Source organism: Cupriavidus sp. FW305-26, from assembly GCF_058787975.1.
In genome coordinates, this window is record NZ_JBYTAH010000001.1 from 1 (window position 1) to 15,009 (window position 15,009).

The 15,009-nt window shown below is 64.2% G+C and carries 13 protein-coding genes and 2 pseudogenes; 6 read left to right on the forward strand and 9 right to left on the reverse strand.

All coding sequences use genetic code 11. The features are described 5' to 3' along the window. The 4 genes and pseudogenes from AC3WQZ_RS00005 to AC3WQZ_RS00020 form a co-directional block, all read left to right on the forward strand. Positions 1-396, forward strand: a pseudogene (locus AC3WQZ_RS00005) (NAD(P)(+) transhydrogenase (Re/Si-specific) subunit alpha); the annotation flags it as partial. A gap of 22 nt (positions 397-418) precedes the next feature. Next, positions 419-769, forward strand: coding sequence for an NAD(P) transhydrogenase subunit alpha part 2 (locus AC3WQZ_RS00010; protein ID WP_058696833.1), 351 nt, complete (start codon positions 419-421; stop codon positions 767-769). Then, the gene (locus tag AC3WQZ_RS00015; RefSeq protein WP_492299725.1) at positions 766-2,238 is read left to right on the forward strand and encodes an NAD(P)(+) transhydrogenase (Re/Si-specific) subunit beta; all 1,473 of its coding nucleotides are present in this window, start codon (positions 766-768) and stop codon (positions 2,236-2,238) included. Before AC3WQZ_RS00010 ends, AC3WQZ_RS00015 begins: the two co-directional genes overlap by 4 nt. Before the next feature lie 229 nt (positions 2,239-2,467). Then, positions 2,468-3,394 carry an MBL fold metallo-hydrolase gene (locus AC3WQZ_RS00020; protein WP_058696842.1) on the forward strand — a complete coding sequence of 309 codons (927 nt, stop codon included), beginning with the start codon at positions 2,468-2,470 and terminating at the stop codon, positions 3,392-3,394. Between the two features lie 113 nt (positions 3,395-3,507). On the opposite strand, the gene AC3WQZ_RS00025 is transcribed toward AC3WQZ_RS00020, so the two are convergent. Next, entirely contained in the window at positions 3,508-4,746 is a 1,239-nt protein-coding gene (locus tag AC3WQZ_RS00025) for a porin (RefSeq protein ID WP_081050157.1), read from the reverse strand. A 371-nt stretch (positions 4,747-5,117) separates the two neighbouring features. Here AC3WQZ_RS00025 and AC3WQZ_RS00030 point away from each other — a divergent pair, with 371 nt between their 5' ends. Beyond that, the gene (locus AC3WQZ_RS00030) at positions 5,118-5,777 is read left to right on the forward strand and encodes a TetR/AcrR family transcriptional regulator (protein ID WP_010814606.1); all 660 of its coding nucleotides are present in this window, start codon (positions 5,118-5,120) and stop codon (positions 5,775-5,777) included. A gap of 7 nt (positions 5,778-5,784) precedes the next feature. Here the strand turns inward: AC3WQZ_RS00030 and AC3WQZ_RS00035 are convergent, their stop codons facing one another. The 5 genes from AC3WQZ_RS00035 to AC3WQZ_RS00055 form a co-directional block, all read right to left on the reverse strand. Next, complete coding sequence (locus tag AC3WQZ_RS00035; RefSeq protein WP_010814605.1) at positions 5,785-7,089, reverse strand: flavin monoamine oxidase family protein; 1,305 nt, start codon at positions 7,087-7,089, stop codon at positions 5,785-5,787. Between the two features lie 87 nt (positions 7,090-7,176). Further along, positions 7,177-8,538, reverse strand: coding sequence for an NAD(P)/FAD-dependent oxidoreductase (locus tag AC3WQZ_RS00040; protein WP_058696831.1), 1,362 nt, complete (start codon positions 8,536-8,538; stop codon positions 7,177-7,179). A gap of 43 nt (positions 8,539-8,581) precedes the next feature. Beyond that, on the reverse strand, positions 8,582-10,015 hold the full coding sequence (locus AC3WQZ_RS00045) for an MFS transporter (protein ID WP_058696830.1): 1,434 nt from the start codon (positions 10,013-10,015) through the stop codon (positions 8,582-8,584). Between the two features lie 95 nt (positions 10,016-10,110). After that, a complete protein-coding gene (locus AC3WQZ_RS00050; protein ID WP_011614750.1) occupies positions 10,111-10,518 on the reverse strand; it encodes a RidA family protein in 408 nt (135 codons plus the stop codon). 25 nt (positions 10,519-10,543) lie between these two features. After that, positions 10,544-11,380: a phytanoyl-CoA dioxygenase family protein gene (locus tag AC3WQZ_RS00055; protein ID WP_058696828.1), complete on the reverse strand. Its 837-nt coding sequence runs from the start codon at positions 11,378-11,380 to the stop codon at positions 10,544-10,546. A 293-nt stretch (positions 11,381-11,673) separates the two neighbouring features. On the opposite strand from AC3WQZ_RS00055, the pseudogene AC3WQZ_RS00060 reads away from it, so the two are divergent. Continuing rightward, a pseudogene (locus AC3WQZ_RS00060) lies at positions 11,674-11,870 on the forward strand (ISKra4-like element ISBte1 family transposase); the annotation flags it as partial. Positions 11,871-11,926: 56 nt separating this feature from the next. Here AC3WQZ_RS00060 and AC3WQZ_RS00065 read toward each other — a convergent pair. From AC3WQZ_RS00065 to AC3WQZ_RS00075, 3 genes are read right to left on the reverse strand one after another with little or no spacing between them, the layout of a single operon-like run. Next, positions 11,927-12,985: a VWA domain-containing protein gene (locus tag AC3WQZ_RS00065; protein ID WP_010814600.1), complete on the reverse strand. Its 1,059-nt coding sequence runs from the start codon at positions 12,983-12,985 to the stop codon at positions 11,927-11,929. Beyond that, complete coding sequence (locus AC3WQZ_RS00070) at positions 12,982-14,007, reverse strand: DUF58 domain-containing protein (protein ID WP_492299727.1); 1,026 nt, start codon at positions 14,005-14,007, stop codon at positions 12,982-12,984. Before AC3WQZ_RS00070 ends, AC3WQZ_RS00065 begins: the two co-directional genes overlap by 4 nt. After that, positions 13,985-14,998 (reverse strand): AAA family ATPase, encoded by a 1,014-nt coding sequence (locus AC3WQZ_RS00075; protein WP_439669149.1) that lies wholly within the window; start codon positions 14,996-14,998, stop codon positions 13,985-13,987. The genes AC3WQZ_RS00070 and AC3WQZ_RS00075 overlap by 23 nt, the downstream gene beginning before the upstream one ends. Positions 14,999-15,009 lie beyond the last annotated feature (11 nt).

Here is a 15,009-nt window from a genome sequence, read left to right on the forward strand (position 1 = left end):
CAGGCCGAGCTGGTGCACCAGCGCGCGGTCCAGGCCGACATCGTCATCACCACCGCACTGATCCCGGGCCGCAAGGCACCGGTGCTGCTGCAGGAAACCACCGTGGCGCAGATGAAACCCGGCTCGGTGGTGGTGGACCTGGCCGCGGCACAGGGCGGCAACTGCCCGCTGACGGTGGCCGACGAAGTGGTCAACCACAACGGCGTCATCATCATCGGCCACACCAACCTGGCCAGCATGGTCGCGGCCGACGCCTCGGCGCTGTATGCGCGCAATGTGCTCGACTTCCTCAAGCTGCTGATCGACAAGGACGGCAAGCTCGTGATCAACACCGACGACGACATCGTCGGGGCCTGCCTGATGACGCGGCGCGAAGAACTGGCGCTGGCCAGCTGAACGGGCATTCAAGGAGATATCGATGGAAATGGTTAGCCACACGGTGATCAACCTGATCATCTTTGTACTGGCGATCTACGTGGGCTACCACGTGGTCTGGACGGTGACCCCCGCGCTGCACACGCCGCTGATGGCGGTGACCAATGCGATCTCGGCCATCATCATCGTCGGCGCCATGCTGGCTGCGGGCCTGACCGAAGGCTACGTTGGCCGCGCAATGGGCACGCTGGCGGTGGCGCTGGCGGCGGTGAATGTGTTCGGCGGCTTCCTGGTCACGCAGCGCATGCTGGAGATGTTCAGGAAGAAGGCACCCAAGGCGCAGACAGAAGCCAAGGGCCAGCCTGGCGGAGAACTGGCGGAGGTGGCGCAATGAATGGCCTGTCGATGAATATGGTGACGCTGTCCTACCTGGGCGCGTCTGTGTGCTTTATCCAGGCGCTCAAGGGGCTGTCACACCCGACCACGGCGCGGCGCGGCAATACCTTCGGCATGGCCGGCATGTTGGTGGCGGCGCTCACCACGGTGGCGCTGATCTTCAAGCTGAAGAGCGAACTGCTGTCCGGCGGGGCGGACCCGTCCGTGCCGGGCACCGGCCTGGCGCTGATCCTGGCGGCGCTGGTAGTGGGCGGCGGCATCGGCGCCTACGTGGCGAAGAAGGTGCAGATGACCAAGATGCCTGAGTTGGTCGCAGCGATGCACTCGCTGATCGGCCTGGCAGCCGTGTATATTTCGGTGGCGGCCGTTGCGGAGCCCGCTGCCTTCGGCATCACGGTTGCCGGTTCGCATGACATTCCGCTGGGCAACCGCATCGAGCTCTTTATCGGCTGCTTCGTCGGCGCCATCACGTTCTCGGGCTCGGTGATCGCCTTCGGCAAGCTGGCCGGACGCTACAAGTTCCGCCTGTTCCAGGGCGCGCCGGTGGTGTTTGCCGGCCAGCACTGGCTGAACCTGCTGCTGGCGGTGGCGATGGTGGGCTTCGGCATCGCGTTCTTCCTGACGCAGGCATGGATGCCGTTCCTGCTCATGCTGGCGATCGCCTTCGTGCTGGGCGTGCTGATCATCATCCCGATCGGCGGCGCCGACATGCCGGTGGTGGTGTCGATGCTGAATTCGTACTCGGGCTGGGCGGCGGCGGGCATCGGCTTCTCGCTGAACAATCCGATGCTGATCATCGCGGGCTCGCTGGTGGGTTCCTCCGGTGCGATCCTGTCGTACATCATGTGCCGGGCGATGAATCGCTCGTTCTTCAACGTGATCCTGGGCGGCTTCGGCGGCGATGCGTCGGCTGGCGCGGCCGCCGGCGCGCAGGCGCAGCGCAACGTGAAGTCCGGCTCGGCCGACGACGCCGCCTTCCTGATGGGTAACGCCGAGACCGTGATCATCGTCCCCGGCTACGGCCTGGCGGTGGCGCGCGCGCAACACGCCCTGAAGGAACTGACCGAAAAGCTGGCCGAGAAGGGCGTGACCGTCAAGTACGCGATCCACCCGGTGGCCGGCCGCATGCCGGGTCACATGAACGTGCTGCTGGCCGAGGCCGAGGTGCCGTACGACCAGGTCTTCGAGATGGAAGACATCAACAGCGAGTTCGGCCAGGCCGACGTGGTGCTGGTGCTGGGCGCCAACGACGTGGTCAACCCCGCGGCCAAGACCGATCCCAAGGCGCCGATCGCCGGGATGCCGATCCTGGAGGCGTACAAGGCCAAGACCATCATCGTCAACAAGCGCTCGATGGCAGCCGGCTATGCCGGCCTGGACAACGAGCTGTTCTACATGGACAAGACCATGATGGTGTTCGGCGACGCCAAGAAGGTGGTCGAGGATATGCTCAAAGCAACGGACTGATCCCGACGAAGACCGGGAGGAGGTGGTGCAAGCCACTGGGCGAAGGCAGCCACGTCCGCTCTAAGACAGCCATCCCAAAATATCATACGGTCTGTGTTTGCAGGCACTCTATTTTTATGACAGATGTTATTATAAATAGACTGAAAACAGAGTTGCGTAGCGCCTGACCGCTCCTGGAACGCCTCGGCCGCAGGAAGATCGCAACGGCCTGCCAGGGAGGATGATCGACATGAGCACAGCTTTTAGCAATTCCGACATGCAGGGAAACATCCAGCGCGTGGATTTCGGGCGCGTTTCGGTCTTCTTCGGCGAGAAAAGCGGAAAGTATCCCGACGGAAATCAGGTATTGATACGAGGCTCGGAGACTCGCGCGGCGTTCGACACGCCGCTTGTCGCGAACTACATCGGCCCCGAGTTTGACGCGACCGAGCTGGTGGTGATGGGCCATGTGCATGAGGATCATATGGCCGGTTTGCATCGTCTTCCGTATGCATCGGTATATGTGCACGAACGGGATTTGCCAGCGGCAAGGAGCTGGGATGGCATGGTCGCCGCTTTCGGCAATGCGGAGTATGCATCGGAGACGCTGCTCAAGTTCCAGCGCGAATTCTTTTATGCGCCGCGGCCTGATGCGCAAGGCTACGTCGACGGCGCGTGCTGGGATCTGGGGCAGGCCGGCATTCGCGCTTTCCACCTTCCAGGGCACACCGCGGGCCACACCGTTCTTCTTGTTGAACCGGAGGGAGTGGCGTTCACGGGCGACATCGACCTGACTGGATTTGGGCCTTACTATGGCGACGCGGGGTCCAGCCTGGCGGACTTCCGTCGCAGCCTGGCACGGCTGCCCGAGATTCCGGCCAAGGTTTGGGTTACGTCCCATCACCGGGGCGTCTACACCGATCGCGAGCACTTCCTGCGTGATCTCGCTGCCTATGTGGCCAAGCTGGACGAGCGCGAACAGCGCCTGATGGCCATGCTGCGCGAATCGCCAAAGACACTGGCGCAGCTGGTCGACCTGCGGCTGCTGTATCCGCCGGGTTATGAAGGCTTGTGGGTGGTCAACGCCGAGACCCGTACGATTTCACAGCATCTGGCGGAGCTGCTGGCTGACGGGCGGGTTGAGGTGAGTGAAGATGGCGTCTATCGGATGAGGTGACATACCTTGGAGGCCATTTCGGCGATGGCCCTCGCGCCATGTCCCGATGCAGATTGCTGAAGCAGCATCGCATCGGGTTGGCATCGGCAACGGTTTGAGGATATCCGTCGCGCTCAGAAGTTGTGGCGGATACCTAGTGCGGCGCCGAACATGCTGGTCTTGCCAGCACCCGGCTGATAGCCGTTGTTGAACGCAATGGATGCGGTGTCCAGGCACAGGCCGGCATTCTTCGCATAGGCGGTGGTCAGGTACAGGTCCGTACGCTTGGAGAGGTGGTAGTCGGCGATGAACATCAGCTGCCTCGGATTGCCGGCAGGCCTCAGCGCCGGCAAGGTCGAGGACCGGAAGGTCTGGTAGTAGTAGTCCAGCGTCAGGCTCAGGGCAGGCGTCATCTCGTAGTAGACGCCAGCCCAGTACAGATTATCGCGCGTCAGTGTCTGCCCCGGCGCAGTCGACATGCCCCAGCGGTATCCACTCATGAAGATCGCGGGCCCGACGGCGTAGCTGGCTGCTGCGGCGGCCTTCTTGAATGTGCCGGTACTGGCGAAGCCGCTATTGCCGATGATGCTCGGGTTCACCTGGTCATAGGTCACGGTGGCGCTGAACGGCCCTGCCGTATAGGACGCCCGGGCACCATAGCCGGTATCGCGGCGAAATTGGCCCGGAACCTCTCCCGATCCGCCAAGGCGGCTGAGGTCCACGGTGCCGCTGCTTCCGCCGGTGCCAAAGCTCCAGTGGGCCCCGACGCTGACCGGACCGAAGGTCCCGGAATACTTGACGGTGTTGTCTTCGCGGTACACCGGTCCGATCTGGGCGATGACGGGTTCATACAGGCTCGACATGGCGGCCGGCGAGAAGTTGGCCAGTGCCTCGAGCATCGAGGTGTATTGGCGCCCGAAGGTGATCTTGCCGTAGGTGGCGCTCTGCAGGCCGATGAATGCCTGCCGGCCAAACAGGCGGCCGCCTTGCTGCAGGGTGCCATCGTCGCCGCCGACGCCGCTTTCCAGCACAAAGACACCGCTCACGCCGCCGCCGAGATCCTCCACGCCGCGCAGACCCCAACGCGAACCAGACAGGCCTTCGCCGTTCAGCGCGTATCGATTGGCCGAGCCGCCGCCCGCGCTCTTGAAGTTGGTATCGATCTCAAGGTTGGTGTCCAGCGTACCGTACAACGTGATGGAGGACTGAGCATGTGCCGCGCCTGCGAAGGCACCAAGTGCTGCCAGTGCGATAACAGGCGTCGTGCCCCAGTTGCGTGCCACATTGCGCGGCACTCGGTGTTTCTCCTCACGGCGCTGTTCCATGACGACGGCACCATCCTTGCTCAACGCATTATGCCTGAATGCATCCATCAACAATCTCCATGTTTGTCAGTTGCCTGGCGGCCGCATGCAAGGACATCGGCCGCGCACTCTTTCTGAAGTCCTGTCCGGCGATTCGCGCGAATCTTGAATTAGCATAACGAGCGTGATGTTAAATAGAAAGGTCGGGTATTCCCTGCGTGGTCCCGGCAAGGAGAGGGGCACAGGCGTTGCCATTTGCTGGCGTGTGCGGACGCAGGCTGCGTGATCCGGATGGAACGGTCCGCACCTGGGAGTTGCTGGAGGCGAGAACGCTGGAGAGGCTAGAATCAGAACATAACGTCGATTCTGTAAAATCAGGCTCCTGGCGGCTAACCAGTGGGCATCCAGTTATCGAGATTTTCAAGAGACAGAACAGAACAATGGACAGCGACGACGATATCGAGCAGGTCTCAACCCGGGGTCGTCCGGTCGGCGACCGCGAAGCGAAGCGCAAGGAGCTGCTGCGCGCGGCATCAATGGTGATTGCACAGGAGGGATATGCCAACGCATCGCTGCGCAAGGTTGCCAAGCATGCGGGCTACACCACTGGCGCGGTGACGTATTACTTCGCGAACAAGGAAGAGCTGGTGGTGGCGCTGATGGAAAGCGCATTCGACCGTTTCGACGCGATGCTGGAGTCGGCCCGGGAAAGGGGTGACATCCTCGCGCCGTTCGAAAGCTGGATCAGGCTGACGGACCGCAGCACGAGGTTCTGGCCGGCGACATCGGAGTTGCTGGCGCAGGGGCGACACGAGCCAGCGTTTGCGGAAGTCATCGCCAGGCGCTACGCGCGTTATCGCCGCTTGCTCGCCGCCATTGTCAAGGACGCTCAGGAACGGGGGACGGTCCGCAACGATATTTCGGCAGACATCCTCACCGACCAGCTCGTTGCCATGGGCGACGGGTGGATGATGATGTACCCCATCGAGCCCAAGCGATTCACGCCAAAGCGAATGCGGGCGCTGATCGATGCCCTGGCGGTGCTGGTTGCGCCTGTGCCAGGCGAGCAGAAGCCTGGCGGACGGGCGGCGCGCGCGTAGCACCGGATCAGGGATGATGGGCGCCATCCAGGGCGCGAGCGACGTCAGCGGCAGCCCTGGTGCCGGTCTCGATGGCACCGTCGATGCCGCCAACCCCGATCGGCGCTATGTCCGCTCCTGCGAAATGGATGCGGCCGTGGGGCCGTCGCATCAAGGGAGCTGCCTGCGTCAGATTGCCGGGGCGGTGATGCATCCATCCGCCTTTGGAAAACGGGTCGTTCGCCCAATCCTGGCAGACGGTGTCCACCACTTCGATGTCCGGAATAAAGTCCCGCAGCGCCTGCTGTACTGCCTCGCGGTCATTGCCGTCCAGCGTTGAGGGATCGGCGCAGAAGCACACCACCAGCGTATCGCCATCGTCGCGGCGTTCGGCATGGGCGGTATTGATGGGATGCTTGCCCGCCGGCGCATAGATCACGAAGGGCTCGATCTCGCCCCTGACCCGTACCCAGATCTTGCTGGGCATGATCGGGTTCTTTTGTTCGATCATGGCGCGCACGGGTTGCGGCAGCGCAGGCGTGACGGAAAACTCGCTCAGCATGTTCAGCGGCAATGCCACCACGGCGCGCCGGGCCCGGATATGCTGTCCATCGCGGGTGGCCACAATGACCTCGTGCCCATTGTCATCGACTGCGGCCACCGGCGTCGAAAGGCGCAACTCGGCTTTCGACTCGGCGCTCATGGCGTCGATCAGGCGACCGGTGCCGCCCTCGATCGGCCAGTGCCCGGCGATTTCCTTGAACGCGCTCCAGTTGCCGAAGCAGATCGCGCACCAGAACAGCAGTTGCGCGAGCCCCTGTTCGTGTTCGGAGCAAACCAGGATGGACATCGCGTTGACCAGCAGGTCACGGTCGTGCGCGGAGAGTTCAAGCGCGTCAAGCCGGTCGCCGATGGTCTGCCTGTCGATCGCGCTGACATCGGCGGCTGCCAGGTCATCTACCTGGGGAAAGTGCATCCGGGCATCGGCAAAGAAGCGGGCGACCAGCGGCGCGGTCAGTTGGTGGAGTTGCTCCCACGTCCCGACGTGTACCACGCCGCCGGCGTACCAGTAAGCTCTGGTCACCGGCATCGGTGTCGCCAGGCCGATGCCATAGCGCTTGAGTTCGCGCCACACATGCGCCTGGGTCCAGTGCACGTAGGTGCCGCCCAGATCGAGGTGCAGGCCAAGGGCCTTTCCCCACCAGGTCCGGCCGCCAATCCGTTCACGCGCTTCGAGCAGTACCACTGAATGGCCTGCCATGCTGAGGTCCCGTGCAGCAGTAACGCCCGCAAAGCCAGCGCCAATCACGGCAACATCGTACAGATCTGTCATGAGTACATCCGTAGTGAGTTTCGGGGGATGCAGGGGTTTCGCAAGGCCCTGCTGTGATGCAATCGCGTAGCAGCCGCCGGCGCTCCTTCATGCGGCGCGTGCCTTGCGGTTCGAGCGTTCATCGAGCCTGCTTGCGACCTTCAGGGCGCCGTTGAGAGCAAACCAGCGCAGCGGCTCGGGCAGCGTCAATGGGGGGACGTGTTGCATCAGCATCGCAAGCAGCGGGTTTTCGATACCGCAGATCATCTCGGCCAGCATGTGTCCGACCATGCCCTGTGTGCCGACGCCGTGGCCGGAACATCCCGCCGCGTAGTAGATGTTCCGATCCGCTCCGGTGGTGCCGATCACCGGCAGGCCATCGTCGGCATAGCTGATGTACCAGCTCCAGCAGCGCCGGATGGCGATCCCCTTCAGGGGTGGAAAGCGGTCGTGCAGGGCCATCCGCAGCGCTCGATACTGGCCGTGCTCTGGCACGTCCGGCGTCTGCGAGCCGAACGGGTAGCGCAAGCGCTTGGTCGTCACGACAAGCGTGTTGCGCGCCGTCAGGCGATGGCTTTCCATGACCCAGTGCATGGTCGTGATGCCTTCGCGACGATGCCACCCAAGCGCTGCCAGCTGGACGGGTGAAAGCGGTTCGGTTTCGATTGCCGAGAGCCGCAACGGCACCACCTTGTCCGCCAGCGGGCCGAGTTGGGGCGTATAGGCGTTGGTGGCCAGGATCATGACCGGCGCGCTGACGCTGCCGCGCGGCGTCCGCACCTTGACGGTCGGTCCTTCGGTGTAGGACAGCAACGGCGTGTTCTCGTGGATCGTCACGCCCGCCCGCAGGGCCGCGCGCCGCAGCCCCAGGACGTACTTGCCGGGATCGAGCGTGCCGCCGTTCGACACGTAGCTGCCGAACAGGAACGCTGGCGGGATGCCGCGTGCGCGCATCTCGGCCTGGTCCAGATACTCCGATGGGCATCCGAGTTCGGCGCTGATGCGCATATCGTCGCGCACCCTGGCTTCCTGCGAGGGGTCGATGCCGGCACGGATCAGTCCCGACTGGTTGTAGTCGCAGTCTATCCCGTGCTCGGCGAACTTGCCTTCGGCGAAGCTGACGCCGTCCTCGTAGAAGCGGACGATCTGCCTTGCCTTCTCATGGCCTGCGCGCTTGAGGAAGCGGTCGTACTTGAGTCCCTGGCCGCCGGCGAGATAGCCCGCATTGCGGCTGCTCGCTCCATAGCCGCAGAATTCGCGTTCGAGGACGACCACCTTCACGCGGTGCCGGGCAAGCTCCAGCGCCGCGCAAAGGCCGGCGAAGCCGGCGCCGATGATGACCACATCGGCGTTGGTGTGGCCCTCGAGCGGTGGCTGCAGATCGGCTGGCTTTTCTATCCAGCCGCCCAGTGTTCGGTATGTCTTGAAGTCTTCAGTCACGTTGCCGTGCTCCTTGGTCTGGAGATCCATGCTGTCGGGACACAACCACCCGGCAATTTTCGGACATGCCGTGTCAGGCGGCCATGGGCGTGTCCGTGGATTGACGCACGCCGTTTGCAGCGCCGGGCCCTTCGTCGGTAACGGCTTCCAGCGAGCGGTTGGTCGTGCGCGGGCCGAACAGGGCGACGGGGATGGAGAACACGATGTAGCAGGCTGCCGCGGCGAGCATTACGCCCGCCATGCCGTTTGCGGAGAACAGCGCGGCGCCCAGGACGCCGGCGGCCGCTCCGCCGAACCGGCCGCCAGAAATCACGATGCCGCTGCCCAGGGCGCGCAACTGCGTCGGAATCGTCTCCGGGATGTAGGTGTAGTACGCGTTGACGACGAGTCCGGTGATGATGGAGGCGAGGCCCCCCGCACCGATCACCACCCAGCTGGTGGCCGAGATGCCGAGCATGACCAACGGCAGTGCACTGAGCACGGACACGACAAGGATGGTGGACTTGCGTTCATACCGGTCGAGAAACAGCATGGCGACGAACGGCGTGATGCCATAGATCACGTTCCACAGGAACAGGATGAAATACGCATCGTCCTCGGAGTACTTGAGGCTGTACACGAGCGAGTAGACGCCCCACTGCCCGAACAGGTAGTAGCCCAGGGTGGCGCCGAAATAGCCAAGCGTGAGAACTGCTATGGTTCGAAGAACGGCCTTGTCGTTGATGAGGTCGCGCAGCGTTGGTGCTGCGGCGTTCTGTTGAGTTGCGGAAATTCCGGGTTCCTCGAGCGGACCGCGGCGCAGTGCGCGTGCTTCGAGTTCGCTGACGATGCGTTCGGCGCGGTCGGACCGCCCGCGCGACACACACCAGCGCACCGATTCGGGCAGGATGACGCGTGCCAGGGGCGCAATCAGCAAGCCGACGCTGCCAGCAAGGAACAGGTTGCGCCAGGCACCGGTACTGCTGTGCGGCAGATAGAACATTGCCAGTGCCGCAGCTCCGATGCCGGAGACCACGAACCCGATTGTCACGATGGAGACGAAACGGCCACGTGCCTTGCCGGGAAACATCTCGGCGATATAGACAAGCAGCACCGATGTGGCGGCCTGCACGCCGATACCCGTGACGACGCGGGAGGCCAGTATGGTCTCGTAGGTAGGCGCGAAGGCGGTCGCTAACGCGCCCAGCGAGTACAGGACTGTGGTCCATACCAGAACCGAGCGTCGTCCCCACCTGTCAGACAGCCTTCCTCCCGCCAGCGCGCCGATAATCATCCCGATGAAAAACGCGCTGCTGATGAGGCCGATCTGCTCCGTGCTCAGATTGGTATGGGCTTTGATCGTTGGACTGGCGTAGGCAAAGATGGCGTTGTCGTAATACTCCAGCATCAGGTTGGCCGCGAGCAGCGCGGCCCAGACGTAGTGGGAAGCCATCACCGGCAGGCGGTCAAGCCTCGCCAGGATGCTGGATGGCTTATCCGGCCTGACGACCGTATTGGGACGATTCATGTCGGTGTCTCCATCAGCTTTGTCGCTGTTCTTTTTTTCTTTTGGGATCGTGTGCCGCGACCCCGGTGTGCAAACGGGGCCGCGGCATCCGGCAGTCAGCCGGCGCCGCAGCCGGCGACCGCAATGGCGCGTATCTCGACGAGGAACTCGGGGCGGGCCAGCTGGCTTACGCCCACGCCTGTCCACGAGGGATAGCGGTCGGGTAGGTATTCATCCTTGACCTTCACAAACTCATGGATGTCGCCGCGCAAGTCGGTGTGGAAAGTCATGATCTCCACGATATCGGCCATGCTGGCTCCCGCGGCTTCGAGGACCGTCTTCAGGTTTTCAAACGCCTGTCGGGCCTGCGCTTCCATTCCCTGTCCCACCGTGGCCGTCGCCAGATCGAACCCCACCTGGCCGGACACCCAGATCATGTCGCCGACACGGGTCGCCGACGAGAAATGAAGCTGGTCGTAGTGCCTTGCCTGTGCAAGGCCGGGATTGATCATTTGTCGTTTCATGGCTGCTTCTCCGTCCAAGGCGATATCAGGCGATCTGGCGGAAGACAGGCGAGCGGAACGGCTCGCCTTCATTGAGCTTGGCCATTTCTTCGCTGAATAGGGGCCCGTTACGGGCATAGCGCGGGTTCGACAGCGGCAGGGCGCGGAACGTGGCGTCGTCACCGAAGAATCGAAGTACCAGGGTATGGCGGGTCGGACAGTCGGCGTCGACGGCGGCTCCTCCGTGCAGCGAACGCGGATGCAGGAATACGACGTCGCCGGGCGTCACGCCCCAGGAGAGCACGTCCCAGGCGTTCGGATCTTTGGCAAGTTCCTCGTCGATATGCGGAAGGCGGGGCAGAGTGCCGTCGCCGTAGAGCGGATCGGTCGGGTCATCGGCATTCGCGAAGCTGGCCCCGTCGTACTGGATGCCGAGATGCGAGCCGCGAACGATCTCCAGCGAATTCCCCTTTGGAATGGGCTGGAAGGTGATCCAGGCGTTGCCCCAGTGCTTGCCGGCCCAGGGCAGGTTGGCGGTGTCCTGATGCCACGGTCCGCGGCCGCTTTGGCCACCTTCCTTGGCGAACACCTCCTCGGCGAAATACCAGACATGCTCCGATCCCCATAACTCCTGGAATATCTTTCCGAACGGCAGCGTCGAGACCAGATCGTCAAGCTTGTCCTTGACGACCGGATTGGCGTTGTCGATATGGGTCTGCAGGCTCGTGCCGTCCAGCGAGCGGAAGTGATACGGACCCGGATTGGCGACGTTCCACTTGAACGCCTCGTAGCACTGAGCGAGCTGCGCCGGGTCAAGACAGTTTTCTACAAGTACGGCGCCGTCATTGCGAAACGCCTCTCGTTGGGATTGGGTGGTGAGCATGATCGGTCTCCTTCATTCCTCGTGATGGACGCTGGCCGGCGCGATGGACGAACAATAACTCGCAATTCGAATTAACACAACAGCTGTTGTGTTAATATGCGGGCGTTGTTCCCGAGCACGGGCAATGGCACAATGTCATCCATGTAGTCATGGGCTGGGCCGACGAACCTCAGCACACGTTCAGCATTCGTGGCAGGCGTTACGGCAAAGCTGATGAGGGCGTCTTGCGGTACTCCACCGTGAGCCGCAATACCGCAGGACGTTCGGGCGACTGTCGATCGGTCCCATCCGAAATCCCCGAGCCGGGTCCGATCCACGCGATCGGCATTGACGGCGGCGGCCTTCGACGGGGCGCCGCCAGGATGGCTGGTTTGAAGTGATCGTCGGGAAGTCCCTGCGGGATCAGGACCGCGGGCATAGTCTTGCCTACGTGCACAAGCTGGAGCGTCGACCGGCCGATCGTATGTGGAACTTCCTGCTACGAGAAGGTCCGCCACATCTTCGCTAGGCCAGTGATTTGTTTCCTCCGCCAGAGCCAGTCCCTGCCTACATCACGCGCCCGAACCACCACAACGACAGCAGCCCTGCACACGTGGCCAGCAACGCCCCCAGCGCGGCGAAGAACGCAGTAATTTCAACCTGTTCGCGCTTGCCAAACGTCAGCCGCATATTGAGCGCCCGGTACACCCTCTTCAGTTGCGCGGCATCCGCAAGCGGGAAATACTCTGCCCCTGTCGCATTGGCGACTTCCTTCAATACCTTCTCATCCAGCCTGACGCGCGCCGACCAGCCATCGACCGAGAGCACCACACCGTCGGTCGTGCCAACCCCGACGGTATAAACGCGCACGCCGTGCGCCGCGGCAAGCTGCGCCGCCTGCGTCGCGGCCGGGCCGGTGTTGCTTTCACCGTCGGAAAACAGGACGATCGCCCCGGAGGGATAAGAGCCGGGCGTCACGGCTTCGCCGCTGTGGGATGCGTCCGGCTTTTGCAGCGGCGTGGTGTCGCCGTTCATGAGGCGCTCGGCGTCACCAGCCGTCTGCGGCAGCAGCGTCGTCAGCGCGATGAGCAGGCCATTGCCCAGCGCGGTGCCGCCTTGCGGCTTGAGGCGGTCGATCGCCGTGGCCGCGGCATCCTTGCTGCGGCTGGGCGCCTGTGCCACGGCGGCGGTGCCGGCCATCGCGACTACTCCCGCGCTGACGCCCGCGGGCAGTGTGTCGAGTAGAACCTTGGCCGCTTGCTGGGCGGCGCGGATGCGGCTGGGCTGGATATCCTGCGCGCGCATGCTGCCGGACAGATCGATGACCACGACCACGGTCTCGATGTGCGAGGGCAGCATCATCACTGCCTGGGGTCGGGCGATGGCGAAGGTCAGCGCGGCCAGGGCCAGCAGGAGCAGCATGGGCGGCACGTGGCGGCGCAAGGTCGCACCGCCCCTGATGGCAACGCCGACGGATTTCAGGGTGGGATAGTGCACCGTGGCGTGGCGCCGGCGCCTGTCGAGCCATACGTAGCCAGCGGACAGCACGAGGACGAGCGTGAGCAGCCACAGCATGCCTGGCCACAGGAAGCTGAAGACGGGTAGCCGGCTTATGGCATCGGTCATGCTGCCTCCTTGGGCCCGCTCTCCTGCTTTGCTGTTGCGGCGGCACCTTGACGGTGGCGGCGCCGGCGGGTGAAGTGCAGCAGGGCCAGGTCCAGGCGGGCGTAGGTCGACAGCGTCAGGCACGCCACGCCGGCCTGGGTGAAGGCCAGGCGCAATTCGTCCTCGCGCGCCTGGGCGGCGGCGGCGAAGCGTTTGCGGAAGGCCGGGTCGTGCGTGTCGACGAACATCTGCTCGGCGGTTTCGGCATCCTGCAGCACGACCAGGCCCAGGTCGGGCAAGGCCATCTCCAGCGGGTCGACCAGCCGCACGGCGACGACCTCATGGCGCCGGGCCAGCATTTGGAGCGATGCCTGCCAGCCCGGGGCGCTGATGAAGTCGGAGACCACGAACAGCACCGATCGATGTTTCGCGACCGCCCGTGCGCGCTCCAGCAGGTCGCGCAAGCGGGTGTCGCCCGGCGACGCGGCCGGTGTGCCATGCATGCGGTCGAGCAGGTGCAGCAGGTGCCGGCGCCCCGAGCGCGCCGGCACCACCGACGCGCCCGCGTCTGTGGCCCCGCCGTAGAGCAGGGCGCCGACCCGGTTGCCATAGCGCGTCAGCAGCAGCGCCATGACGGTGGTGAAGTCGCTCAGCAGGTCACGCTTGCTCACGCTGCCGGAACCGAAACCGACCGATCCGCTCAGGTCCAGCAGGAACCAGACGGAGACCTCCCGGTCTTCCTGGTACTCACGCACGTGCGGTGTTTGCAGCCGTGCTGTCACGTTCCAGTCGATGTGCCGCACGTCGTCGCCGGGACGGTATTCGCGCAGGTCGGCAAGATCCAGCCCAAAGCCGCGGAACAGCGTGCGGTAGTCGCCCTGCAGCAGGCCATCGAGGCGGCGCACCACGGTCCATTCCAGGCGGCGCAGCAAGGCCTCGGTCTGCCTTGCGTCGACGCTGGCCAGCGCCGTGCCGGCGGGCATGCTGCCGGGTGCGGCCTCCGGGCCGCTCCGGCGCCGCCTATTGCGCAGGCGCCCGAACATGGGATTCCAATGGGCGCTCCGGGACCGGCAGCGCCTGCAGGATGCGGGTGACGAGCTGGTCGGCAGTCACGCCGTCGGACATGGCCTCGTACGAGAGCACCAGGCGGTGGCGCAAGACATCCGGCACGAGATCGACCACGTCTTCGGGCAGCGCATAGTGCCGGCGGCGCAGGAACGCCAGGGCGCGCGCGCCTTCGATCAGGCCGATGGTGGCGCGGGGGCTGGCACCGAACGCTATGTATCGATCCAGGTCCTCCAGCCCGTAGCCTCCCGGCTTGCGGGTGGCCGCCACCACGCGCACTGCATACTGGAGCAGGCTCGGATCCACATAGATCCTGCCGCATTCGTCCTGCAGGCTTGCCAGGCGCTCCGGCGTCGCGATGGGGCTCACGCTGATGCTGGGGCCGGTGACACGGTTGACGATGACGGCCTCCTCCTCCTCGCTGGGATAGCCCACCAGGACCTTCATCAGGAAACGGTCGACCTGCGCCTCAGGCAAGGGGTAGGTGCCTTCCGTTTCTATCGGGTTCTGCGTGGCCATGACGAGGAAGGGCGTGGGCACCAGATGGGACTCGCCGGCGATGGTGACCTGCTTCTCCTCCATCACTTCCAGCAAGGCGCTCTGCACCTTGGCCGGCGCGCGGTTGATCTCGTCGGCCAGCAGCAGGTTGGCGAAGACCGGGCCCCGCACGGTGGAGAACTCGCCCGTGCCCTGGTTATACATGCGCGTGCCAATCAGGTCGGCCGGCAGCAGGTCAGGCGTGAACTGGATGCGCTTGAAGGAGCCGCTCATGGTCCTGGCCAGCGTCTTGACGGTCAGCGTCTTGGCCAGGCCCGGCACGCCTTCCACCAGCAGGTGGCCACCCGCAAGGATCGCCACCAGCACCCGTTCGAGGAAGTGGTCCTGCCCCACCACCACGCGCTTCACCTCATACAGCAGGCGTTCCATCAGTTCGGCGCTGTCCACTGCGCCCCGGGTTTGGTCGTTCATAGGCCCCCGCG

Excerpts from the sequence above, each read along its gene's own strand:
- AC3WQZ_RS00010 (WP_058696833.1), top strand. The coding sequence starts at position 419 with ATGGAAATGGTTAGCCACACGGTGATCAACCTGATCATCTTTGTACTG.
- AC3WQZ_RS00015 (WP_492299725.1), top strand. The coding sequence starts at position 766 with ATGAATGGCCTGTCGATGAATATGGTGACGCTGTCCTACCTGGGCGCG.
- AC3WQZ_RS00020 (WP_058696842.1), top strand. The coding sequence starts at position 2,468 with ATGAGCACAGCTTTTAGCAATTCCGACATGCAGGGAAACATCCAGCGC.
- AC3WQZ_RS00025 (WP_081050157.1), bottom strand. The coding sequence starts at position 4,746 with ATGGATGCATTCAGGCATAATGCGTTGAGCAAGGATGGTGCCGTCGTC.
- AC3WQZ_RS00030 (WP_010814606.1), top strand. The coding sequence starts at position 5,118 with ATGGACAGCGACGACGATATCGAGCAGGTCTCAACCCGGGGTCGTCCG.
- AC3WQZ_RS00035 (WP_010814605.1), bottom strand. The coding sequence starts at position 7,089 with ATGACAGATCTGTACGATGTTGCCGTGATTGGCGCTGGCTTTGCGGGC.
- AC3WQZ_RS00040 (WP_058696831.1), bottom strand. The coding sequence starts at position 8,538 with ATGGATCTCCAGACCAAGGAGCACGGCAACGTGACTGAAGACTTCAAG.
- AC3WQZ_RS00045 (WP_058696830.1), bottom strand. The coding sequence starts at position 10,015 with ATGAATCGTCCCAATACGGTCGTCAGGCCGGATAAGCCATCCAGCATC.
- AC3WQZ_RS00050 (WP_011614750.1), bottom strand. The coding sequence starts at position 10,518 with ATGAAACGACAAATGATCAATCCCGGCCTTGCACAGGCAAGGCACTAC.
- AC3WQZ_RS00055 (WP_058696828.1), bottom strand. The coding sequence starts at position 11,380 with ATGCTCACCACCCAATCCCAACGAGAGGCGTTTCGCAATGACGGCGCC.
- AC3WQZ_RS00065 (WP_010814600.1), bottom strand. The coding sequence starts at position 12,985 with ATGACCGATGCCATAAGCCGGCTACCCGTCTTCAGCTTCCTGTGGCCA.
- AC3WQZ_RS00070 (WP_492299727.1), bottom strand. The coding sequence starts at position 14,007 with ATGTTCGGGCGCCTGCGCAATAGGCGGCGCCGGAGCGGCCCGGAGGCC.
- AC3WQZ_RS00075 (WP_439669149.1), bottom strand. The coding sequence starts at position 14,998 with ATGAACGACCAAACCCGGGGCGCAGTGGACAGCGCCGAACTGATGGAA.